The sequence below is a fragment of the Fulvimonas yonginensis genome (assembly GCF_037137055.1).
In the GTDB taxonomy this organism is placed as follows: Bacteria; Pseudomonadota; Gammaproteobacteria; order Xanthomonadales; family Rhodanobacteraceae; genus Frateuria_A; species Frateuria_A yonginensis.
Map to the genome: position 1 here is coordinate 1 of NZ_JBBBNY010000011.1, position 21,950 is coordinate 21,950.

Below are 21,950 nucleotides of genomic sequence, written 5' to 3' on the forward strand. Positions count from 1 at the left end.
ATGCAGGTTCATCCGGGGTTCCTGGTGTGCTGGTTGGGTCGCACCTCCAGAATCCCGGGATCGCCCCGGGTGAACAACCTACTGAGAGATCACAGCTAGGCCCGCGCCGCTTGCACCTGCGGCGGATCGGCGCAGACTTCGGCCCGTACCACGCGCTGGAGCCTCGCGATGCCTTGCTGCCGAGGGCTTGCCGCCTGCCTTGCCGTGCTGCTGCTGTCCGGCGGCATGGTCCACGCCGTGCCCGCGCAGAAGGCTCCGCCCACCGCCGCGCAATGGCGCGACATGCAGCTGCGGGCGGCGGACAAGGCCGACCGCCTCATGCGCGAGGCCGACACCCGCAAGAGCCTGCTCGGGCGCTACGAGGCGATGCTCGCGGCAGCGAGCCAGGGCGACGCCAACCCGGCGTTCGCGATCATCATCGGCCAGTACCTGAGCTGGTACGAGACCTTCATCGGCGACTACCCGAACGCGGCGGCGAACTTCTCCATCCAGGAACTGCCGCAACCGGACGACCGGCCGCTGCCGCCGGACGGCGAGGCGCAGGCGCGCCCGGCCATCGAGGCGATCAGCGAGCTCGCGCGCGGCCGCCAGGCGGTATTCCTCAACGAGGCCCACCACCTGCCGCTGACCCGCACGCTCACCGTGCAGTTGCTGGCGAGGCTGCGCGAGGAGGGCTTCGATACCTTCGCCGCCGAAACGCTGTACGCCAGCGACGGCCATCTGGCCGAGCGCGGCTATCCCGTGGAGGGCACCGGCTTCTACACCCGGGAGCCGATCTGCGCGGAAATGGTGCGTACCGCGCTCAGGCTCGGCTACCGCGTGGTCGCCTACGAGGCCGAAAGCGAAACCAGCGGAGACGCACGCGAAAGCCGGCAGGCACGCAACCTCTACGAGCGGGTCTTCGAGCGCGACCCGCACGCGCGGCTGGTGCTCGACGCCGGCTACGGGCACATCCAGGAAGCCGGCACCTACCTGGGCGGACGGTCGATGGCCGAGTACTTCCGCCGCATCAGCGGCATCGACCCGCTCACCGTGGACCAGGTCATGCTGATCCCGCACCCGGATCCCACGCACGACCATCCCGACTACACGGCCGTGATGAAGCAGCTCGCCCCGAAGGAGCCGCTGGTCTTCATGCAGGCCGGCAAGCCCTGGGCATTGCGCGCGGGCTACGACGTGAGCGTGTTCTTCCCGCCGCAGGTGCTCCGGCTGGGTCGCCCGACCTGGCTGGCGCTGGGCGGCCTGCGCAGGCCGTACCCGGTGCGCGGCGAGGAGATCTGCAGGGGTGAATACCCGTGCCTGGTCGAGGCGCGCTATGCGAGCGAGGGCGACGATGCGATCGCCGCCGACCGCCTGGCGTTCGACCCGCCGCCCCGCTACGGTCCCCCGGACGTGGGCCTGCGGCCCGCCGGCGGCGCCTCGATCGGCGAACTGTACCTGCGCCCGGGAAAGTATCGGCTGCTGGCGACCGATGCGCAGGGACACCCGCTCGGCCGCCGGACCATCACGGTCTCCCCGTGAGACCACGCCCCCGCCGCCGGCGGAGGCACGGGTGTCCTCACTTGCGCTGGTCGGCAGTCTTCTCGCGGACGGCGCGGAACTCCGAATCCTTCGACCACTCCGGCCAGGCGTCCGAATCGGCCAGCTCGTCGCCGAGCTGGTACAGCACGCCCAGGTCGTGCGCCATGCCGGTGAAACTCCAGCTCGCCTGCCATTCGTCCGAGGGCTGGTGGTAGTGGTCGCGGGTGTAGGCCTTGCTGGCCGCCTCGCCGGCGGCCTTGCCCCCGTCGACCAGGTCGTTGCCGGATTCGAACGACACCGCCGGCACGCCCTGCTTGGCAAAGGAGAAATGATCGGAACGGAAGAAGCTGCCGGCTTCCGGGTGCGGGTCCGGCGCGTAGCTGAGGCCATGCGCCCCGGCGACCGCGATCAGCCGGTCGAGCAGGCCCAGCCTGGCGTTGCCGGAGATGGTGAAGTTGCGCGCCGGACCGTGCGGGTCCAGCGCGTCCATGTTGATGTCGGCCACGGTAGTGGCGTTCGGGTAGAGCGGGTGGGTGGCGTAGTACTCCGAGCCGAGCAGGCCCTTCTCCTCGGCGGTGACGGCGAGGAACACCACCGAACGCCGCGGCCTGGGCGCATGCGCGAAGGCGCGCCCCATCTCGATCAGCGCCGCGACGCCGGTGGCGTTGTCCACCGCGCCGTTGTAGGTGCGGTCGCCGGTCCGGTCCGGCGCGCCCACGCCCAGGTGGTCCCAGTGCGCGCTGTAGATCACCGTCTCGTCCGGGCGCTTGGCGCCCACGATGCGGCCGACGATGTTGTGCGAGGTGATCACCTTGGCGTCGACGTCGTAGCGCGCCGACAGGGTCACGCCCTCCAGCGTCACCGGCTTGAACGCGCGCGTCTGCGCCTGTTTCTTCAGCGTCTCGAAGTCCAGGCCCGCGGCCTTGAACATCTGCACCGCCAGGTCGCGCTGGATCCAGCCCTCCAGCGTGGGATGCTCGGCGGTCGGCTTGTCGCGCACGATGTCGAACTGCACGTTGGTGTTGGAGTTCTTCACCGTGGCCCAGCCGTAGGAAGCCGGCGCGGTCTCGTGGATCACCAGCATGCCGAGCGCGCCCTGGCGCGCTGCCTCCTCGTATTTGTAGGTCCAGCGGCCGTAGTAGGTCATCGCCTTGCCGCCGAAGTCGCCCTGACCGGTCTCGAAGTCCGGGTCGTTGACCAGCACCACGCCGATCTTTCCGTGCAGGTCCACGCCCTTGAAGTCGTCCCAGTGGCGCTCGGGCGCGTCCACGCCGTAGCCGACGAAGACCAGCGGCGCGTTGCGGATGTCCACCTTGCGGCTGCCGTCCATCGCCGCGCGCACGGCGATCTCTTCGCCCTGGGTGAGCGTGCGGGTCTTGCCGTGCTCGGCCAGCGACAGCGCGGGCGTGCCGACCATCTCGAAGCGGCCCAGCGGCACCGGCTGGGTCCAGCTGCGGCTGCCGTCGGGCCGGCGTTCGCCGCCCGGCGACAGGCCGGCGGCCTTCATCTGCGCCACCACGTAGTCGATCGTCTTCTGCTCGCCCGGCGTGGCCGGGCCGCGGCCCTGGAAGTCGTCGGAAGCGAGCGTGCGCACTTCCTGCGACAGTCGGTGGGGATCGAAGGTCGGAGCCTCGGCAGCGGAGGCCGCGCCGGTCAGCGCCAGGGCGATCGCGAGGGCGGGCAGACGGTTCATGGAGCACCTGTGCTTGGGGAACCCCGGCATGTAAGCACGCAGGCGCCGGACGGTCCAGCCGCTCAGCGGTTGTCACCCTTGGGAAAGCGCACCCGCTCGGGCTGTGCGTTGAGCCGCGCCAGCATGGTGTCGATCAGCCGCGTCTTCACGCTGCCGGCGCGGCGCGGGTCGACCACGTAGCGCACCGTCGCATCCACCCAGGTGTTGGGGTTGATACGGAACAGCACCGAGGGATGCTCGTTCACCTGCAACTCGTCCACCGGCGTGCGCGCCAGCACCTTCCGGAACGTGTGCACGCGCTCGATCATCGCCTCGCCCAGCTCCTCCTCGGCGACCTCGCGCATCACCTGGGCCACGAAGGCGAAGTCGCTGTCGTAGGCCACCTGGAAGGTGATCTCGTTCCAGATGTAGGGAAACACCGGCCAGGAGTAGTTGTAGACCGCGCTGGTCAGTACGTTGGCGTTGGGGAACTTGACGATGCGCCCGCTGGGGTGGTCGGTCGAGATGTAGGGGCCGCCGACCTCCCACAGCGTGGTGTCCAGGTAGGTCACGTCGATTACGTCGCCGGTGGCATCGCCGATCTGGATGCGGTCGCCGACGCGGTAGGGCTCGCGCACCAGGATGTAGAGCCAGCCGATGAAACTGGTGATCGGCGTCTGCAGCGCGAAGCCCAGCACCAGCGAGATCAACCCCAGCGAGGCCACGGCGGCGTACCAGTTGGCGAACAGGACCGACACCACGATCAGTGCCAGCACCATGTACACGACCAGCCGCAGGATGCGGCGCAGGTTGTAGCGGGTCACCGCGGTCTGCGCGCGTTCGATGGCGTACGCGCGCACCAGGCGCGCGGCGGCCAGCGTGAGCACGATCGCCATCGCGCCCACGGTGGCGCGCCGGGCCATCGGCAGGTAGCGGCCGAGGAAGCCGAAGAAATCCAGCCGCAGCAGATAGAACAGCACGCCAAGCGCGACCAGCGTCAGCACGTAGGCGCCCAGCCACAGCTTGTGACCCGTCCGCACCGGCCGCTTGCGGGTGCGATAGGTGGCGCTGCTGGTGGCCAGCGCGCGACGAACGTCCGCGCGGCGTTCCACCTTGCGTACATCCGTGTCGGTCATGCGATCTCCCGAGCCCAGGACGCACACAGCAGACAACCGCGGCAGTGCCGGCCAGGTGAAGGCCTTGACCCGCACTGCACGCCGCGGCCGGATGATGAGTCCGGCAGCGCGCACGCATCGGGCTCGGTGACGACGGTCCCAAGCCCGCGAGTCCAAGGAGCCGCGATGTCCGTCGAACCCGCAGCAGCCCCCCGCGCCGACCGCGAGGAGGCGCCACCCACCCCACGCTGGCGGCGCCGGCTGTGGTGGGGTGGGCTGGGTGCCGTCGCGACGCTGGTGTTCGGAATCCTGGTGCTCAACCTGCTGCCGCAGGAAAAGCAGCTGGTCCACCCGCTCGGCCCGATCAGTCCGGTGGAAAGCGCGCAGTTCCGGCGGGAGATCGGGAACCTGCTCGGGTCCGCGGTGGTGGAGGGCAATGCGGTGGCCGACTACCAGAACGGCGCGGAGATCTTCCCGGCGATGCTGGCGGCGATCCGCTCGGCGCGCTACAGCGTGGACATGGAGACCTACATCTACTGGTCCGGGCGCGTCGCCGACGAGTTCGTACAGGCACTCACCGAGCGTGCCCGGGCCGGCGTGCGCGTACACGTGATCGCCGACTGGGTCGGCTCCTCGCGCATGCACCGGGACGTGGTCGAGGCCTTGATCGCCGGCGGCGTGCACTTCGAGTACTTCCACCCCTTGCGCTGGTACGACATCGACCGCGTGAACAACCGCACGCACCGCAAGCTGCTGGTGGTCGACGGCCGCGTGGCCTTCACCGGCGGCGTGGGCATCGCCGACGAATGGGATGGGCATGGCGACCGCCCGGACATCTGGCGCGACATGCAGATCAGCGTCACCGGCCCCGGCGCGGCGCAGATGCAGGCCGTGTTCGAGGACAACTGGATCACCACCACCGGCCAGGCCCTGCTCGGCCCGGCCTACTACCCGCAGGTACCGCCGGCCGGTGCCAGTGCGGTGCAGACGGTGGCCAGTTCGCCGGACGGCGGCAGCGAGAACCTCCAGCTGATGTACCTGATGGCAATCGACGGCGCGCGCCGCTCGATCGACGTGGAGGCCGCCTACTTCGTGCCGGACGACCTGACCCTGGCCGCGCTCCAGCGCGCCCTGCGGCGTGGCGTGCGCATCCGCCTGGTGGTGCCGGGCCCCTACGTCGACAGCAAGGTGATCCGCAACGCCTCGCAGGCGTTCTGGGGCGGAATGCTCGAGGCCGGCGCGCGCATCTGGCGCTACCAGCCGGCGATGTTCCACAACAAGCTGATGATCGTCGACGGCTACCTGACCATCGTCGGCAGCGCCAACCTCGACAACCGCTCCTTCAGCCTCAACGACGAGGCCAACGTGCTGGTCTACGACCGCGACTTCGCCGCGCACATGACCGGCGTGGTCGAGCAGGACATCGCCCGATCGCGCGAGGTCGCCCTGGCGCAGTGGCGCGAGCGCCCCTGGACGGACCGCCTGCTGGACCGGCTCTCGCTGCTGGGCGCGACGCAGTACTGAAGGAAACGCCATGCCCGCCCGCAAACCGCTCAAGCTGGCCACCTTCAACATCAACGGCGTGCGCTCGCGCCTGCCCGCGCTGCTGGCCTGGCTGGACCGCGAGGCGCCCGACATCGCCTGCCTGCAGGAGCTGAAGGCACCGGACGAGGCCTTTCCAGCCAACCCCATCCGGGACGCCGGCTACGGCGTGATCTGGCATGGCCAGCGCTCGTGGAACGGCGTGGCGATCCTGGCCCGCGGGCAGGACCCGCTGGAGAGCCGCCGTGGCCTGCCGGGCGACCCCAGGGACACGCAGAGCCGCTACCTGGAGGCGGCCGCGCACGGGCTCGTCGTGGGCTGCCTGTACCTGCCCAATGGCAATCCGCAGCCCGGTCCCAAGTTCGACTACAAGCTGGCCTGGTTCGACCGCCTGCTGGAGTACGCGGGGCAACTGGTGGACAGCGAGCACCCGGTCGCGCTGGTCGGCGATTACAACGTGGTGCCCACCGACGAGGACATCTACAACCCGCGCTCCTGGCGCAAGGATGCGCTGCTGCAGCCGGAAAGCCGCGACCGCTATGCTGCGCTGCTCGCGCAGGGCTGGACCGACGCGCTGCGCCAGCGCTTCGGCCAGGAGCGCATCTACACCTTCTGGGACTACTTCCGCCAGCACTGGGAGCGCAACGCCGGGCTGCGTATCGACCACCTGCTGCTCAACCGCACGCTGGCGCCGCGGCTCACGGATGCCGGCGTCGACCGCTGGGTGCGCGCGCTCCCCAGCCCCAGCGACCACGCGCCGACCTGGGTCGCACTCACCCGGACGCGCCGGAAAACGCTTCCGTAGGAGCGGGCTTGCTCGCGATGCCTCTCCTTCGGTCGGGAGCGAAGCGCATCGCGGGCAAGCTCGCTCCTGCCGGCACGCACGGCGACAGCATTTCTGGCACAGTGCCCCGGCCGTTTCCGCACCCTGGGGAATCCATGCGCCTCCTGCCCTGCCTCGCCGGCCTGGTCCTGTCCGCATCCGCCTTCGGCACGCCCGCAACCGACCTCGCCGCCAGCGCCTACGCCCGCGATCCGTCGCAGCCGGTGGACCCGGCCTACACCGCGCAGATCGCCAAGTTCACCACCGATCCGCGCTTCAACTCGCCGCTCACCGACTACCTGCCGGCCTCGCCGACCGTGCCGACGCCGCTGGCGGTGCTCGGCCACATCGCCGGCGCGGCCGACTGGCTGCCCTACTCCGCCGACGTCTACCGCTATTTCCGCGCGCTGGAAGCGGCCAGTCCGCGGGTCAAGGTGTTCTCCATCGGCCGCACCGAAGAAGGCCGCGAGATGATCGCCGTGGCGGTGGCCGACGAGGCGTTGCTCGCCGACCTCGAGGCCAACGACGCGCGCCTGGCGCAACTGGCCGACCCGCGCACGATCGGCATGGACGACGCGAAGGCGGACGCGCTGATCGCCCGCACCACGCCGGTGTACTACCTCACCGGCAGCATCCATTCGACCGAGACCGGCGCGCCCACGGCACTGATGGAGCTGGCCTACCGCCTGGCGGTGGACGAGGCGCCCTACATCCGGCACATCCGCTCGCACGTGATCACACTGATCACGCCGATCGTCGAGGTGGACGGCCGCGACCGCATGGTCGACCTGTACCGCTGGCACAAGGCCCACCCGGGCCGGAACTACCCGGACCTGCTCTACTGGGGCCACTACGTCGCGCATGACAACAACCGCGACGCGATGGGCATGACGCTCGCACTCACCCGCCACGTGGCCGATACCTACCTGGGCTGGCACGCCCAGGTGCTGCACGACCTGCACGAGTCGGTGCCGTTCCTGTACGACAACACGGTCGGCGACGGCCCCTACAACGCCTGGATCGACCCGATCCTCACCGGCGAGTGGCAGCAGCTGGGCTGGGACAACGTGCAGAAGATGACCGAACTGGGCATGCCGGGCGTGTTCACCCACGGCGACTTCGACACCTGGAGCCCCGGCTACCTGATGTTCGTCGCCGCCATGCACAACGGCATCAGCCGCCTGTACGAGACCTTCGGCAACGGCGGCGCCGACACGCAGAAGCGCATCCTCGAGCCGGCCGAATACGCGCGCACCTGGTACCGCCCGAACCCGCCGCTGCCCGAGGTGGAATGGTCGCAGCGCGACAACAACAACTACGAGCAGACCGGCGTGCTCACCGCGCTGGACTACTTCTCGCACAACACGCAGGCCTTCCTGAAGAACTTCTACCTGAAGGCCAGGCGCTCGATCGAGAAGCCGCAGCAGGCCGGCCCGGTCGCCTACGTGCTGCCCGCCGACGAGAAGCGCAGCGGCACCCAGGCCCAGCTGCTGCGCGTGATGGAACGCCAGCACGTGGAGATCAGCCGCGCCGACGCGGCGTTCAGCGTGGCCCTGCCCGCGGACGGCAAGGACGACCCGCCGCGCAAGCGCCGCTTTCCCGCGGGCAGCTACGTGATCCGCATGGACCAGCCGTACTCGCGCATCGCCGACGCCCTGCTCGACCGCCAGTACTGGTCGCCCAAGGATCCGCAGCAGCATCCGTACGACGACACCGGCTGGTCGATGGGCGACCTGTTCGATGTCGAAGTGGTGCGCGTCACCGACCCGGACCTGCTGAAGGTGCCGGTGAGCCGGCTCACGCAGCCGGTGGAGGTGCCGGCAGGCCTGGCCGGCGTGGACGTGCCCGCCGGGAAGCTGCCGCGCATCGCGCTGATGCACACCTGGCTCGACACGCAGACCGAGGGCTGGTGGCGGATGGCGCTGGACCAGCTCGGCGTGCGCTACGACTACATCAGCACGCAGGACGTCGCTCACCTGGGCGACCTGCGCGCCAGGTACGACGTGATCCTGTTCGCCCCGGTCGGCGGCGCCAGCCTGCGCCGCATCGTCGACGGCTTGCCGATGTGGGGCGATCCGCTGCCCTGGCAGACCACCGAGCTGACCCCCAACCTGGGGCACATCGACAGCACGCCCGACATCCGCCCCGGCCTCGGCGAGGCGGGCCTGGCCGGCCTCAAGCGCTTCGTGCAGGAAGGTGGCCTGCTGGTCACCGCGGAGGACACCGCGCGCTTCGCGATCGACGCCGGCCTCGCGCCGGGCGTGTTCGTCACGCCGACGAACCGGCTCAAGGTCGTCGGCAGCGTGCTGCAGGCGCGCTTCGTCGACCGCGACAGTCCGCTGGCCGCCGGCTACGACAGCGACCGCCTGGCGGTGTACAGCGCCGAAGGCCAGTCCTTCACCGTCTCCAACCTGCTCACCGGCAGTCGCCACCTGCCCGACGCCGCCGACGCGGAACGGCCGACCGGACGCGGCGGCCCGCAGGACGAGGACGTCCCCGAAGGCCGCCCCTTCGCCCGGCCGCCGGCGCTGCCCGATGCCAAGCCCTGGCAGGCGCTACCGCTGAACGAGGAACAGACCCGCAACAACCCCTGGGTGATTCCCGCCGACCAGCGCCCGCGGGTGATCCTGCGCTTCGCCGACGCCAAGCATCTGCTGGTGGCCGGCCTGCTCGACGGCGCCGGCGAGATGGCCGAACGCGCCGCCGTCGTGGACGCGCGCTACGGCAAGGGCCACGTGCTGCTGTTCGCCGGCAATCCGATCTGGCGGGGCGAGACGCTGGGCAGCTATCCGCTGGTCCTCAACGCGCTGACCCACTTCGACCGCTTGGATCAGGGCCACTGAGCCGGCGGGCCCCGGCTCGGACATGGTGCGCCGGAGCCGTGGCGAGCGGAGCCCCCGTGCGGGCCGCAACGATGGGCTCCTCGCGCAGCCGCGGGCACCCCATCGCCCAGGCGACCGACACCATCACACCCGCCTGAATGCCCCCATGCCACCTCACGGTTTTTTCATCACCCATTGCCGTGCGCCCGCCAACACTCGGACGCATCCCCTCCGTGGAGCGACGGCCATGAAAAAGCTCGTTTCGACCGCCTTCGCGCTGACGCTCGGCGTCTGCGGCACGGCACTGGCGCAGCAGCAGGCGATGACCGAGGCCCAGGTGCGCGAGACGCTGATCCACCAGGGCTACACCGACATCGACGACCTGGAGTTCGACCACGGCCTGTGGCAGGCCGATGCGCACAGTGCCGACGGCAGCCACGTCACCGTGCGCGTCGATCCGAAGACCGGCAAGGTGTTCCCGAACAAGGAGGTCTCGCGGCTGAGCGAGGACGACGTCCGCGCCGCGCTGGCGACCCAGGGCTACACCAACGTGCACGACCTCGATTTCGACGATGGCGTGTGGAGCGCCAAGGCCGACGACAAGAACGACCACCGGGTCAAGCTGACCATCGATCCCTCGACCGGCCGCGTGCTCGACAGCGAGGACTGAGCCTCAGCCACTGGCTGCGGTAGCGGGCCGCAGCGCCTCGTCGGCGGGCGCGGCGCGAAACTGCTGGCGCCAGCGCAACGCGCCCAGCACCAGCAGTACCAGCACCGCCACGAGCAGCAGGATCAGGCCGAACCGGCGTCGTCTTCCCTTCATGGGCAACAACCTAGCGTGGGGATCGTCGTGGCGGCGTGCGCGCGGCGCCCGCACGCCAGGCGAGCGCCCAGCGCCCGAGCACGCGGTACTCGGTCCGCCCCAGCAGGCTGTGGATCAGCACGAACTCGCGTGCCTCCCAGCCGATCGGTTCGATCGGCTGGGGCGCCACCATCCGGGCGTCGTACAGCAGCGTCAGGTGGGGCACGAAAGGACGCTCGCGCCGGAGCAGCCCTGCCGCCGCCAGCCGTGCGCCCAGCGCAGCCTGCAGCCCGGCGGGTCCCGCCGTGTCGGCGTCGCCCAGCAGCACGAACGGGTGCCGCCCCGCACGGCCGGCCAAGCTGCCCGCACGGTCGAAGCGCACCTCGAACGGCGCCGTGGCCACGCCGGCCGCCGCCGTCGCCGCGGCTGCCACCTGCTGCGCGGGCAGGCCCGCGAAGTCGCCCAGGTGGTGCAGCGTCACGTGCAGGTGACCGGTCGGCCGCGGCTTGCCGCGCAACCCCAGGCGCCGGCGCAGCGCCTCGGCGAACGTGGTGATCGGCGCGGCTGCGTCGGACGGCGGCATCAGGGCGAAGAACAGGCGGTCGGTGGGTTGCCGCGCGGCGAAGCCGGCCAGCGAGGCCTGGTGGTAGTCGGAAGGCATGCAATCGTTCGCTCGATGGGCCTGCCATTGTAGGAGCGGGCCGCCCGCGATGCTCTTGCCGCTCCCACCCGTGGCCATGCCCGCGCAGGCCACGCCCGCATCCATAATGCGGCTTTCCCCGACGAGCCCAGCCATGCCGAAGATCGACATCTCCAAGGTGCCCGAACGCCGCGGCTCGGGCTACCCTGCACCGTTCGCCGAAGCGGCCAGGGACCGCGTCAAGCAGGCGCTGGGCGACGCCGGCGACCTGACCGATTTCGGCGTCAACCTGACCCGCCTGCCGCCGGGCGGCTGGTCCAGCCAGCGTCACTGGCACACCGGGGAGGACGAGTTCGTCTACGTGCTTTCGGGCGAGCTGGTGCTGGTCACCGACGCGGGCGAGCAGCCGTTGCGCGCGGGCGAATGCGCCGCCTTTCCCAAGGGCGTCGCGGACGGCCACCACCTGATCAACCGCTCAGGCGAGTGGGCCGTCTACCTGGAGATCGGCACGCGCTCGGACGAGGACGCCTGCCACTATCCGGACGTCGACCTGCACGTGGAAGGTCGCAAGGGCTTCACGCACAAGGACGGCACGCCCTACTGATCACTCCCCGCCCTTGCGCAGGTCGCCCTGCGGGTCGGTGCGGCAGACCGCGTGGCCACAGCCGCACGGGGCGCCTTCGGAACGCCCGGAAGCGGCCGCCTCGCGGCAGTGCTCGCTGCAGTACTGGCCGCCGCCGGGCACGGTGCACTGGCAAGGGGCATGGCCGCAGCGATAACCGTTGTCGGACACGGGAGTGCTCCGTCGCCTCACGAAAGACGCGGCGCATCGCGCTTCCATGCCCATGGCACGACCATGGGCCTCCGCAAGGGGGATACGGGGGCCGGGGTCCCACCACCGGCCACGGAAGCGCGATGCGCCAGCGACAGCCAGCTTGCCCTGCCGACCGTGAAAGCGCCGGCGAGAAACCGCGCAGCCGGCGTCACCGGTCGCGCAGCGCCTCGACCTGGATGCGCAGCATCACCCGCATGTCGAAGCCGTAGTCCTTGCCCGCATCCAGCCCGAACGCCGAGCGGTCGAACTGGCCGAACGCGTCCGCGCCGCACCACTCGCGCTTGTACAGTGGATGCGCCATGCACTTGAAGCGTTCGATGCGCAGCGCCAGCGGCCGGGTGACCCCGTGCAGTTGCAGCGTGCCCTCCACGCGGGTCGGCGCGCCGTGGACGAAACCGGCGAGGCGGCCACGGTAGACGGCTAGCGGATGCCTCGCCGTATCGAACAGGTCCTTGCCGCGAGCCCAGGCGTTGAGCGGCTCCTGGCCGAAATCGACGCTGTCCAGCGCCACGGTGACTTCCACCTCGCCGCGGCCGGCGGCACGGTCCAGCTCGACCCAGCCCTTGCTGTGGTTGAACTTGCCGCGCCAGGTGGACATGCCCATGTGGTCGGCTTCGAAGCTCGGGTAGGTATGGTCCGGGTCCAGCGTATAGCGGACCGGGTCGGCGGCGGCGGGCGTGGCTGCAAGCAATGCGAGCAGCCAGAGGTGATGGGCGAAGCGCAGGGCGTTGGGCATGACGGGTTTCCGGGTGGCTCAGGCGACGGTGCCTGTGTGGAGACGACGCTCGACGCGTAGCGGGATCGACACGCGGACAACCTTACGCGTCAGCTTTTTACGCGCCGGACATGCTGCCATGATGCCCGGACGGTCCAGCGCGTGGAGCGTCCATGGTCCAGAGCACGCGGCAGCCTTCCTTCTGGCCGGTCGGATCGAGCGAGATGGCCGAGCGCATCCGTCGGCACGACTGGGCCGCCACGGCGCTGGGGCCGATCGCCGGCTGGCCGCCGTACCTGCGTACGGCCACCGACATCTGCCTGGCCTCGCCCCTCCCCATGGCAATCCTGTGGGGCGAGCGCCGTATCGAGATCTACAACGACGCCTATCGCGCGATCGCACAGGATCGCCACCCCGCGATCCTGGGCCGTCCCATGCTGGGCAACTGGCCGGAGATGCAGGGGTGGATCGGCCCGATCCTGGACCGCCTGTTCGCCAGTGGCGAGGCCGCCCGCCTGGAAAACCGGGCGGTGTGCCTGAAGGACGCCGCGGGCCATCTGCAGGAGCGCCGTTTCGACTTTACCTTTTCGGCCATCCGCGACCGCTACGGGCGGGTCGCCGGCGCCCTGCACACGGTGGCGGAAACCACCACCCGCAGCCGGGCCGAGAGGCGGTTGCGCGAACTGCTCGACCGGACCGGCCTCAGTCCGGACTTCCGCGCGCTGTTCCAGGCCGCGCCCGCTCCGCTGCTGCTGCTCGCGCCGCCGGACTTCCACATCCTCGAGGCCAACGACGCGCTGCTGCGCTCGGACGGACGCCACCGGGAACAACTGCTCGGCAGGACCGTCTTCGACATCCTGGCGGCGGCACACGCCGGCGAGGACATCGAGCGGCAGCTGCACGAATCCTTCACCAGGGTGCTGGCCAGCCGCATGCCGGACAGCATGCCGATGGCGATGCGGCAAGGAAGCGACGGCCGCGCGCCGACCTGGTGGAAGATCATCAACACGCCCGTGCTCGGCCCGCACGGCGAGGTGGCGCTGGTCATCCACCGCGCCGAAGACATCACCGAGCTGGTCCGGCTGCGCAGCGCCGCCGACGCGCAGGCCGAACTGGATCACGACCAGCAGGCCCTGATGGCCAGCCTTCGCGGGACCAGCGCGACCGCGGCAGCCACGCATCCGGGGAGCGGCGCCTCCCGCCAGCTCGCCGCCACGCTGGATTCCATTCCCGACTACGTGTACGCGTTCGACCGGCAGCACCGCTTCACCTACGTCAATCACGCGATGCGGGACCTGTTCGGTCTGCCTGCCGGGCAGTTGCTGGGCAAGACCTTTCTCGAGCTGGGCTATCCAACCGAACTGGCGCGCCGGCTGGACGGACACATCGCGCACATCTTCGCCACCGGCGAGACGGTGGAGGACGAACTGTTCTTCACCGGGCCGGGTGGCGTGCGGGCCTACTTCCAGTTCGTGTGGGGACCGGTGCGTACCGAGGACGGCGGCATCACGCAGGTGGTGGGCGTCTCGCGCGACACCAGCGACCGGCGCCGCATGGAGGAGCGGCTGCGCCAGGGCGAGGCACGCCAGTCGTTCCTGCTGCAGCTGGGCGACCAGGTTCGCGGCCTCACCGACGCCGCGCGTGCCGTCTCGACCATCAGCACCCTGCTCGGCCGCCACCTGGGTGCCGGCCGTTGCGGCTACGGCGAGGTCGACCCGAGCGGCGAGTACTTCCTGGTCGAACGGGACTGGACCGACGGTGCGATGCCGAGCCTGGCCGGGCGCGTCCGCCTGTCCGACTTCGGCCCGCAGGTACTGGCACACTACCGCGCCGGGCAGACCGTGGTGATCGAGGACACGCTGGAGGACGCGCGCACGCAGGGCGCCGGACGCGCCTACGCGGAGGCCGGCTCGATCCGTGCCGGTGTCGGCGTGCCGCTGTACAAGGACGGCCGCTTCGTCGCCGCGTTCTACGTGCACCAGATGCGCCCCCGGCACTGGACCGACGAGGAGGTCGCGCTGATCGGCGACGTCGCCGAGCGGACCTGGTCGGTGGTCGCCCGGACCCGCGCCGAGCGCGCACTGCGCGAGAGCGCACGGCGCTACCGGGCGCTGTTCGATGCCGTCGATGAAGGTTTCTGCCTCGTCGAAAAGACCCGTGCTCCCGCCGAGGCACCGTCCGACTACCGCTACCTCGCCACCAACCCGGCCTTCGTGAGGCACACGGGTATCGGCGGCGTGGTCGGACGGACCATGCGCGAGGTGTTCCCGGAGGCTTCGTCGTTCTGGTACGACACCTTCGACAACGTGGTCGCCAGCGGCGAGGCCTGCCGCTTCGAGCATGGCCTGCTCACGCACGGCCGGGTGTTCGACGTGTTCGTCTCGCGCCTGGAGGACGGCAGCCGGCGCCGCCTGGCGGTGATCTTCAACGACGTCACCGAACGCAAGCGCCACGAGCAGCACCAGCGCCTGCTGCTCAACGAGCTCAACCACCGCGTGAAGAACACGCTGGTGACGGTGCAGTCGATGGCGGCGCAGTCGTTCCGCCACGGTGTCGATCCCGAACAGGCCCGCCAGCAGTTCGAAGGTCGGCTGATGGCGCTGTCGCGCGCGCACGACATCCTCACCCGGGAGCACTGGGGCGGCGCATCGCTGGAGACGGTCGTGCAGGAAGCGATCGCCCCGTGGCGTGACCAGCATCGCGACCGGCTGCACGCGCAGGGACCCGCGGTATGGCTGCCGCCGCGCCACGCGCTGGCCTTCGCGATGGTGCTGCACGAGCTGTGCACCAACGCGGTCAAGTATGGGGCGCTGTCCAATGACAGCGGCCAGGTGAACATCGACTGGACGGTGAACGACCTGCTGCACCTGCGCTGGACCGAGTCCGGCGGTCCGCCGGTACGGCCGCCCTCGGGACGCGGCTTCGGCTCCCGCCTGATCGAGCGCGGGCTGCGCCACGAAATCGGGGGACAGGTGGATCTGCGCTTCGCGCCCGGAGGCGTGGTGTGCACGATCGAGGCGCCGCTGGGCGAACCGGGGCACCCGGTGCACTTTGCCTAGGCGGAAAGTCACCGGCTCCCCGGCTGGGCAGGCCGACCCGCATCGGCTATCGTGCATGGGCAGCCCGTGCATGCGAGGAAGGCATGGTGGTTGACGAAGGCCCGATCACGTTCGGCTACTACACCACTGCACTGCTGGCGACCGCCGGCATCGCGCTCGCTTCGGGCGCCCAGTTCGCGGTGATCGGCCTGTGGCGGCGCCGCGAGGCGATCTACCTCTCCTACGCGCTGCTGTGCCTGTGCGTCGCGATCCTCGCCGGCGGCAACGCCCTGTTGCACACGGCACGCTCGATGGCCGACGCCACGCTGGCGCTGCGGGTCATGATCGCGTCGGCGGCCGTCTCGTTCCTGCCCTTCGTGATCTTCATCCGCGCCTATACCGGCGGCCCGCCGCAGCGGCAGCTGCAGCTGGTGGTGGGCGCGATGGCCGGCGGCTTCCTCTGGCTCGACCTGGTCAGGCCCGGCACCCTGTTCTATTCGAGCCTGGCGCCCGGCAGGCGCATCGTGCTGCCCTGGGGCGAGCAGCTCTACGGCCTGACCGGCGACATCTCGAACTGGGGCGTGCTGTTCCATGCGCTGACCTACCTGGCCTTCCTGTGGGCGTTGTTCCGGGCGGTGGCGCAGATCCGTGGCGGCGAGCCGCTGCGCGGCTCGCTGCTGTCGGTCTGCCTGCTGGCGCAGTTCGCGGCGCTGCTGTGGGGCGACGTGGTGGTCGATGCGCTCGGCTACCGCTATCCCTACCTGGACGCCTTCTCCTTCCTGCCTTTCGTGCTGCTGATGGGACTGTCGCTGGCGGCCCAGTTGCACCAGCGCACCGTGCAGCTCGAACAGACCACGCGCCGGCTGGAATCGGAGGCACAGATCCGGCGCGACGCCGAGCTCAACCTGCGCCACGTCGCCTACCACGACAGCCTGACCGGCCTGCCCAACCGCCTGCGTGCACTGGACCGGCTGGCCGACCTGCATGCCGAGGTGCTGGCGCGGCGCCAGCACGGCGCCGTGCTGCTGATCGACCTGGACAATTTCAAGACCATCAACGACGCGCTCGGCCACCCGATCGGCGACCGCATGCTGGAAGCGGTGGCCGACCGGCTGCTCGCCGCGGCGCCGGCCGAGGCGCTGCTGGCCCGCCTGGGCGGCGACGAATTCGTGCTGGTGCTGGGCCCGCTGAGCGGCGACGCGGAGGCGGCGCAGGCACAGGCGCAGGCGGTGGCCGAGCGGATGGTCGCGCGGCTGGCCGAACCGGTCATGGTGGACAGCCGCATCCTCGCCGCCGGCGCGAGCGTGGGCGTGGCCGTGTTTCCCTCCGGCGAGGCGGACGTGGCCGACCTGGTGCGACGCGCCGACATCGCGCTGTACCGCGCGAAGGCCGCGGGACGCAACGCCGTGCGCCTGTTCCTGCCACCGATGCAGCAGGAGGCCGACACGCGCCTGGCGCTGGAGCGCGGCCTGCGCACCGCGCTGGAGCAGGAGCGCATGCCGGCCCAGTTCGCCCTGCACTTCCAGCCGCTGGTGAGCCGCCAGGGCGATCTGCTCGGCGCCGAGGCGCTGCTGCGCTGGCGGCACCCGCAGCTCGGCGAACTGTCGCCCAGCGTGTTCATCCCGCTGGCCGAGGAGACCGGCCTGATCCACGCGCTGGGCGCCTGGGTGATCCGCGAGGCCTGTGCGCACATCCGCGCCTGGGACCGCGACGGCGTGGCCTTCGGCGACCGCCTGGCGGTGAACGTCAGTGCCTGGCAGCTCGCCCAGCCGCAGTTCGCCGCGCAGCTGGAGGCCGAGGTGCGCGGCGCCGGCGTGGAGCCGTCGCGGCTGACCCTGGAACTCACCGAGAGCGCCCTGCTGCAGGACTTCGACAGCGCGCTGGACACGCTCCGCCAGCTTGCCGCCGCCGGGTTCCGGCTGGCGCTGGACGACTTCGGCACCGGCTACTCGTCGCTGAGCTACCTGCAGCGGCTGCCGCTGGACGTGCTCAAGATCGACCGCGCCTTCGTCAGCGAGCTGCATCCCAGCGCTTCCACGCCGCTGGCCGGCTTCATCATCGACGTGGCGCACCGGCTGGGCGTGGCCGCGGTGGCCGAGGGCGTGGAAACCGTGGCGCAGCGGCTGGCGCTGGAGCGCCTCGGCTGCGACGGCCTGCAGGGCTATCTGATCTGCCGCCCGGTGGACGAGGCCGGCTTCCGCCAGTGGCTGGCCGAGCGCGAGCAGGCGCGCAGCCTGCCGCAGGCGCAGCGCCCGTCGTCCGATGCCGGCGGTACCGCGCGGGACGTCGGCCTCACCCGCGAGCGGCCGTAGCGACGGCGCTCAGGCGGGCTCGGCGGCCGGATCGGTGCCGTTGCGCTGGGCGAGCTTGCTGGCGTACATGGCGCGGTCGGCGGCCGCGTACAGGCGCGTCTCGTCCTGGCCATCGTCGGGATAGAGCGCCAGGCCGATGCTTGCGCCGATCGACAGGCGATGCCCCTGGAAGTCGGTACTCGCCTCCAGTGCCCGCGCCAGGCGGTCGGCGCGCGCCTCGGCCGCTTCGCGATCGGCCACCTCGGTGAGGATCGCCGCGAACTCGTCGCCGCCCAGGCGCGCCAGCGTGTCGCCGGCGCGCACGCCCTGCTGCAACTGCTGCGCCACGAAGCGCAGCAAGGCATCGCCGGCGGCATGGCCCAGCGTGTCGTTGATGCGCTTGAAGTCGTCCAGGTCGATCACCAGCATGGCGATCCGGCCGCGGCTGTCGCGCGCCCGCCGCAGCGCGTGCTCGAGCCGGCGCGCGAACACGCGGCGATTGGGCAGGCCGGTCAGCTCGTCGTGCTGGGAGGCGTGTTCGGCCTGGCCGATCTGTTCCTCCAGCAGGGTGAAGATCAGGCCGGTGGCGACCAGGAACTTGGGCAGGTTCCAGGCCTCGTTCTCGATGCCCCAACCGTCCAGCCAGGGCGTCAGCGCGGAGGCCACCGGAAACACCGCCGCCCACGCGACGAAGCTGACCGTGGTGAACAGCACGCCCACGGTCGGGCGGGCCGCGCCGCGGTAGAAGCAGAACGCGACCGCCAGGTAATGCCAGAACAGCATCCAGTTGAGCGCCTGTTCGATCCTCCCCTGCCAGGCGAGCAGCCCCTGCAGCGCGTAGATGCCGACCAGGACCGGCTGCCACCAGCGCGGCCGGCGACGGTCGCGGCGAAACACCCAGGCGGTCGAGAGCAGGCCGAGCACGGTGCAGCCGAGAAACGGCAGCGGCGCCTCCACACCGTAGGCGGCCAGCACGAAGAAGGCGACGTCCGGAGCGGCGGCGAGCAGGGTAATGCCGAGGTCGTACCACCAGGCGGGGCGGCTGTCCGAGCCGGCCCAGACGAAGGCGACGCTGGTCAGCAGCAGCATCGAGAGCGACACGGCCAGCGCCGCGTCGGCGCCCGGCCCGGCCGACAGGTTGCGCTCGACCATCTGCGCCACGATGTGGACCAGGATCATCGCCCAGCCCACCAGCCAATAGCGCAGGCGCGTCTGTCGCGTGCGCTTGAGCAGGGACGCGAACACCATGACCAGCCCGCCAATGGCCAGGAAATCGGGTACGACGGACAGGTTCAACTCAAGGCCCTCCACGAGCACCCGGAATCTCCGGGACAAGCCTTCGGAACGGTATCGGCCAGGCGGATACCAGCTTGAGTCAAGCGGCAGGCGCTCCGCAACGCAAGCGCAGGACCGTGCGGTCTTCTGCGCTCTGCGCACGGGCGCGCCTGCCAGCCTGCCGGATCAGGCCACGTCCACATCGAGCGCAGCCTGTACCTTGGCCAGCAGATCTTCCTCGCTGAACGGCTTGCTGATGATCCGCTCGTCCCCCACCTCCCTGAGCGTGGCGAAATCCGCGTAGCCGGTGATGAACAGCACCGGCAGCGCTGGGCGCTTCGCATGCGCCTCGCGCGCCACCTCCGAGCCGTTCATGCCAGGCATCGCGTAGTCCATCAGCATCAGATCGATCGCACGTCCCTCGCGCTCGAGCACGTCCAGTGCGGCACCGCCGCTGCCCGCCTCGACCACCTGGTAGCCCTGCTCGGCGAGGATGGCCGCGGTGACCTCGCGCACGTCGGCGTCGTCGTCGACCAGCAGGATCCGGCGGCGTGCCGGCTCCGGCTCACGCCGCGCCGCACTGGCCACGGCCTCTTCCGCCTTATCGGCCGAACCGTCCGCGCGCGGCAGGTAGACCTTGACCGAGGTGCCCTCGCCCAGCCGCGTCTCGATCCGCACGCCACCGCCGGACTGCTTGGCGAAGCCGTACACCTGCGCCAGCCCCAGGCCGGACCCCTTGCCGACCTCCTTGGTGGTGAAGAACGGTTCGAACGCGCGCGCCAGCACTTCGGGCGTCATGCCGCTGCCGTGGTCGGTGACCGCTACCATCACGTAGTCGCCCGGTCCGGGCTCCTCGGGCCGGCGCGCGGGCTCGCGCAAGGCCACGTTGGCGGTTTCCACGATCAGCTCGCCGCCGACCGGGGAGGCGTCGCGCGCGTTGATCGCCAGGTTCAGGATCACCAGCTCGATCTGCGTAGGGTCCACCAGCGCCGGCCACAGCCCGTGCTGCAGTTTCATCGACAGCTGCACCGAACCGCCCATGGAGCTCTGCAACAGGTCGCGCATGCCGGCCACGATGCCGTTGAGGTCGACCGCCTTGGCCTCCAGCCGCTGCCGCCGCGAGAAGGCGAGCAGCTGGGTAGTGAGCTTGGCGCCACGTGCGGCGGCCTCCTTCATGTAGCCCAGCCGCTGGCGCAGTCGCGGGTCGATGCCCGGGCCATTGAGCGCGCGTTCGAGGATGCCGATGTTGCCGCTGATCACGGTCAGCAGGTTGTTGAAGTCGTGCGCCACGCCGGAGGTGAGCTGCCCGACCGCCTCCAGCCGCTGCATCTGCCGCAGCGTGGCCTCGACCCGCTCGCGTTCCTCGATCTGCGCCAGCAACTGGCGGTTGGTGGCGGCCAGCTCCGCGGTGCGTTCGGCCACGCCGCGCTCGAGCGCCTCCTGGGCCTGGTGTTCCAGCGTACGGTCGCGCAGCACCTTGAGGTAGCCGAGCAGCCGGCCTCCACCGTTGCGCAGCGGCATCATCAGCCCGCTGGCGAAGAAGCGCGAGCCGTCCTTGCGCACGTGCATGCGATCGTCGACCGCGCGGCCGCTTTCCGCGGCGCGCTTCATCTCCTGCCGGGGGATGCCCTGCGCGCGCTCCTCGGGCGTGTAGAAGATGTCGGCCGGCTTGCCCAGGACTTCCTCCTCGCACCAGCCCAGCAGCTGTTCGGCGCCGGGGTTCCACAGGGTGATCCGCCCTTCCAGGTCCAGCGTCAGGATGCCGTAGCCAGTGGTGCATTCGAGGATCAGCTTCAGCCGTTCGCTGGTGGCGCGCAGCGCCGTTTCCGCACGGGCGCGCTCCACCGCGGCCCAGGTCCGTTCGGCGGCTTCGCGCACGATCGCCTCGTCCTCGTCGGTCCAGTGCCTTGGCGTGCGCTGCTGGACGGAGAGGAACGCCGCCAGCCGTCCTCCCTTGACCAGCGGCACGGTCAGGCTCGCGCGCAAGCCGCCCAGGGAGTGGTGCGTCCTGGCCGCGTCGCTGTCGATCCGCCCGTCCTCGAACGGGTCGCTGACGCGCAAGGTACGGCCGGTCAGGGCTTCGGCCACCAGCCGGGGGCCGAACTCGCTGAGGCGATGCCGGCCCACGCCGGTCGGCATGTCGCCACGCACCCAGTCCCTCTCCACGGTGAAGTACTCGCCGGTGTCGTCGAGCTCCGCGTAGCCGACGCGGTCCGCACGCAGGTGCCGGCCCAACCGGCGGGCCGCCTCCGCCATCACCTCGCGCGGGTCGGTCAGGTTGCGCAGCGCGTCGCCCAGCCGCGAGCGGAAACGCTGGCGGCGCTCGGCCAGCACCCGCTCGGTGGTCTCGACCGCCTGGTTGATCAGGCCGGCCACGCTGCCGTCCCCGTCGCGCAACGGGCCGATCCAGTAATCGAAGTAGGCGCGCTCCGGGTAGCCGTGCCGCTCCAGCAGGACGCAGGCGTCCCGCAGGCAGCTGGGTTTGCCGTGGCGGGCCTGCTCGACCATGGGCTCGGTGAGCCTGCGCGCCTCCGGCCACACGTCCTGGAAGGGTCGCCCCAACGCCTCGGGCTTGCCGCCGAGCAACGGCCGGTAGGCGTCGTTGTACAGGCAGGTGAGTTCCGGGCCCCATCCCAGGGCGATCGGCAGTTCGCTCTCCAGCATCATCGCCGCGAACGAGCGCAACGCGCCCGGCCACGAGGCGATCGGCCCGAGCGGGGTCGCGGCCCAGTCGAACGCGCAGATGCGCGCGCCCATCTCTCCGCCGTCGGCAAGGAAGGCGCCCCCCGCTGACGCTGGCGTGAAGGATCCCGACAAGGCCACACTCCTTGCAGGCGTCCCTGCCCACCCGTATCGCTG

General features: G+C 70.7%; 16 protein-coding genes. 8 read left to right on the top strand and 8 right to left on the bottom strand.

Features of this window, described 5'->3' with window-relative positions; genetic code table 11:
• The first annotated feature begins 168 nt into the window (after window positions 1-168).
• Window positions 169-1,521, top strand: a complete 1,353-nt coding sequence (locus tag WAT24_RS13210) for a hypothetical protein (RefSeq protein WP_336808361.1) — start codon at window positions 169-171, stop codon at window positions 1,519-1,521.
• Between the two features lie 37 nt (window positions 1,522-1,558).
• On the opposite strand, the gene WAT24_RS13215 is transcribed toward WAT24_RS13210, so the two are convergent.
• Both WAT24_RS13215 and WAT24_RS13220 read right to left on the bottom strand, forming a co-directional pair.
• Window positions 1,559-3,214 (bottom strand): M28 family metallopeptidase, encoded by a 1,656-nt coding sequence (locus WAT24_RS13215; RefSeq protein ID WP_336808362.1) that lies wholly within the window; start codon window positions 3,212-3,214, stop codon window positions 1,559-1,561.
• Window positions 3,215-3,276: 62 nt separating this feature from the next.
• Window positions 3,277-4,329 (bottom strand): mechanosensitive ion channel family protein, encoded by a 1,053-nt coding sequence (locus WAT24_RS13220; RefSeq protein ID WP_336808363.1) that lies wholly within the window; start codon window positions 4,327-4,329, stop codon window positions 3,277-3,279.
• Between the two features lie 165 nt (window positions 4,330-4,494).
• On the opposite strand from WAT24_RS13220, the gene WAT24_RS13225 reads away from it, so the two are divergent.
• The 4 genes from WAT24_RS13225 (at window position 4,495) to WAT24_RS13240 (ending at window position 10,165) form a co-directional block, all read left to right on the top strand.
• The gene (locus WAT24_RS13225) at window positions 4,495-5,832 is read left to right on the top strand and encodes a phospholipase D-like domain-containing protein (protein WP_336808364.1); all 1,338 of its coding nucleotides are present in this window, start codon (window positions 4,495-4,497) and stop codon (window positions 5,830-5,832) included.
• A 10-nt stretch (window positions 5,833-5,842) separates the two neighbouring features.
• Window positions 5,843-6,655, top strand: coding sequence for an exodeoxyribonuclease III (xth, locus tag WAT24_RS13230; RefSeq protein ID WP_336808365.1), 813 nt, complete (start codon window positions 5,843-5,845; stop codon window positions 6,653-6,655).
• 134 nt (window positions 6,656-6,789) lie between these two features.
• Complete coding sequence (locus tag WAT24_RS13235; protein WP_336808366.1) at window positions 6,790-9,516, top strand: M14 family zinc carboxypeptidase; 2,727 nt, start codon at window positions 6,790-6,792, stop codon at window positions 9,514-9,516.
• Between the two features lie 226 nt (window positions 9,517-9,742).
• Window positions 9,743-10,165 (top strand): PepSY domain-containing protein, encoded by a 423-nt coding sequence (locus WAT24_RS13240; RefSeq protein WP_336808367.1) that lies wholly within the window; start codon window positions 9,743-9,745, stop codon window positions 10,163-10,165.
• A 3-nt stretch (window positions 10,166-10,168) separates the two neighbouring features.
• Here the strand turns inward: WAT24_RS13240 and WAT24_RS13245 are convergent, their stop codons facing one another.
• Both WAT24_RS13245 and WAT24_RS13250 read right to left on the bottom strand, forming a co-directional pair.
• Window positions 10,169-10,318, bottom strand: coding sequence for a hypothetical protein (locus tag WAT24_RS13245; protein ID WP_336808368.1), 150 nt, complete (start codon window positions 10,316-10,318; stop codon window positions 10,169-10,171).
• A 10-nt stretch (window positions 10,319-10,328) separates the two neighbouring features.
• Window positions 10,329-10,958, bottom strand: coding sequence for a 2'-5' RNA ligase family protein (locus WAT24_RS13250; protein WP_336808369.1), 630 nt, complete (start codon window positions 10,956-10,958; stop codon window positions 10,329-10,331).
• A gap of 133 nt (window positions 10,959-11,091) precedes the next feature.
• Between WAT24_RS13250 and WAT24_RS13255 the strand changes: the two genes are divergently transcribed.
• On the top strand, window positions 11,092-11,541 hold the full coding sequence (locus WAT24_RS13255) for a cupin domain-containing protein (RefSeq protein WP_336808370.1): 450 nt from the start codon (window positions 11,092-11,094) through the stop codon (window positions 11,539-11,541).
• On the opposite strand, the gene WAT24_RS13260 is transcribed toward WAT24_RS13255, so the two are convergent.
• Together WAT24_RS13260 and WAT24_RS13265 are read right to left on the bottom strand one after the other, a co-directional pair.
• Window positions 11,542-11,730 carry a hypothetical protein gene (locus WAT24_RS13260; protein ID WP_336808371.1) on the bottom strand — a complete coding sequence of 63 codons (189 nt, stop codon included), beginning with the start codon at window positions 11,728-11,730 and terminating at the stop codon, window positions 11,542-11,544.
• Window positions 11,731-11,920: 190 nt separating this feature from the next.
• Window positions 11,921-12,508, bottom strand: a complete 588-nt coding sequence (locus WAT24_RS13265) for a YceI family protein (RefSeq protein WP_336808372.1) — start codon at window positions 12,506-12,508, stop codon at window positions 11,921-11,923.
• Between the two features lie 203 nt (window positions 12,509-12,711).
• Here WAT24_RS13265 and WAT24_RS13270 point away from each other — a divergent pair, with 203 nt between their 5' ends.
• Together WAT24_RS13270 and WAT24_RS13275 are read left to right on the top strand one after the other, a co-directional pair.
• The gene (locus WAT24_RS13270) at window positions 12,712-15,546 is read left to right on the top strand and encodes a PAS domain-containing protein (protein WP_336808373.1); all 2,835 of its coding nucleotides are present in this window, start codon (window positions 12,712-12,714) and stop codon (window positions 15,544-15,546) included.
• An 83-nt stretch (window positions 15,547-15,629) separates the two neighbouring features.
• Window positions 15,630-17,837, top strand: coding sequence for a putative bifunctional diguanylate cyclase/phosphodiesterase (locus WAT24_RS13275; RefSeq protein ID WP_336808374.1), 2,208 nt, complete (start codon window positions 15,630-15,632; stop codon window positions 17,835-17,837).
• Between the two features lie 9 nt (window positions 17,838-17,846).
• On the opposite strand, the gene WAT24_RS13280 is transcribed toward WAT24_RS13275, so the two are convergent.
• On the bottom strand, window positions 17,847-19,112 hold the full coding sequence (locus WAT24_RS13280) for a diguanylate cyclase domain-containing protein (protein ID WP_336808375.1): 1,266 nt from the start codon (window positions 19,110-19,112) through the stop codon (window positions 17,847-17,849).
• A gap of 165 nt (window positions 19,113-19,277) precedes the next feature.
• A complete protein-coding gene (locus WAT24_RS13285) occupies window positions 19,278-21,848 on the bottom strand; it encodes a response regulator (RefSeq protein ID WP_336808376.1) in 2,571 nt (856 codons plus the stop codon).
• Window positions 21,849-21,950 lie beyond the last annotated feature (102 nt).

Bases quoted from the DNA above. Each gene is read 5' to 3' on its own strand.
- WAT24_RS13210 (WP_336808361.1), top strand. From the start codon at position 169: ATGCCTTGCTGCCGAGGGCTTGCCGCCTGCCTTGCCGTGCTGCTGCTG.
- WAT24_RS13215 (WP_336808362.1), bottom strand. From the start codon at position 3,214: ATGAACCGTCTGCCCGCCCTCGCGATCGCCCTGGCGCTGACCGGCGCG.
- WAT24_RS13220 (WP_336808363.1), bottom strand. From the start codon at position 4,329: ATGACCGACACGGATGTACGCAAGGTGGAACGCCGCGCGGACGTTCGT.
- WAT24_RS13225 (WP_336808364.1), top strand. From the start codon at position 4,495: ATGTCCGTCGAACCCGCAGCAGCCCCCCGCGCCGACCGCGAGGAGGCG.
- xth (WP_336808365.1), top strand. From the start codon at position 5,843: ATGCCCGCCCGCAAACCGCTCAAGCTGGCCACCTTCAACATCAACGGC.
- WAT24_RS13235 (WP_336808366.1), top strand. From the start codon at position 6,790: ATGCGCCTCCTGCCCTGCCTCGCCGGCCTGGTCCTGTCCGCATCCGCC.
- WAT24_RS13240 (WP_336808367.1), top strand. From the start codon at position 9,743: ATGAAAAAGCTCGTTTCGACCGCCTTCGCGCTGACGCTCGGCGTCTGC.
- WAT24_RS13245 (WP_336808368.1), bottom strand. From the start codon at position 10,318: ATGAAGGGAAGACGACGCCGGTTCGGCCTGATCCTGCTGCTCGTGGCG.
- WAT24_RS13250 (WP_336808369.1), bottom strand. From the start codon at position 10,958: ATGCCTTCCGACTACCACCAGGCCTCGCTGGCCGGCTTCGCCGCGCGG.
- WAT24_RS13255 (WP_336808370.1), top strand. From the start codon at position 11,092: ATGCCGAAGATCGACATCTCCAAGGTGCCCGAACGCCGCGGCTCGGGC.
- WAT24_RS13265 (WP_336808372.1), bottom strand. From the start codon at position 12,508: ATGCCCAACGCCCTGCGCTTCGCCCATCACCTCTGGCTGCTCGCATTG.
- WAT24_RS13270 (WP_336808373.1), top strand. From the start codon at position 12,712: ATGGCCGAGCGCATCCGTCGGCACGACTGGGCCGCCACGGCGCTGGGG.
- WAT24_RS13275 (WP_336808374.1), top strand. From the start codon at position 15,630: ATGGTGGTTGACGAAGGCCCGATCACGTTCGGCTACTACACCACTGCA.
- WAT24_RS13285 (WP_336808376.1), bottom strand. From the start codon at position 21,848: ATGGGCGCGCGCATCTGCGCGTTCGACTGGGCCGCGACCCCGCTCGGG.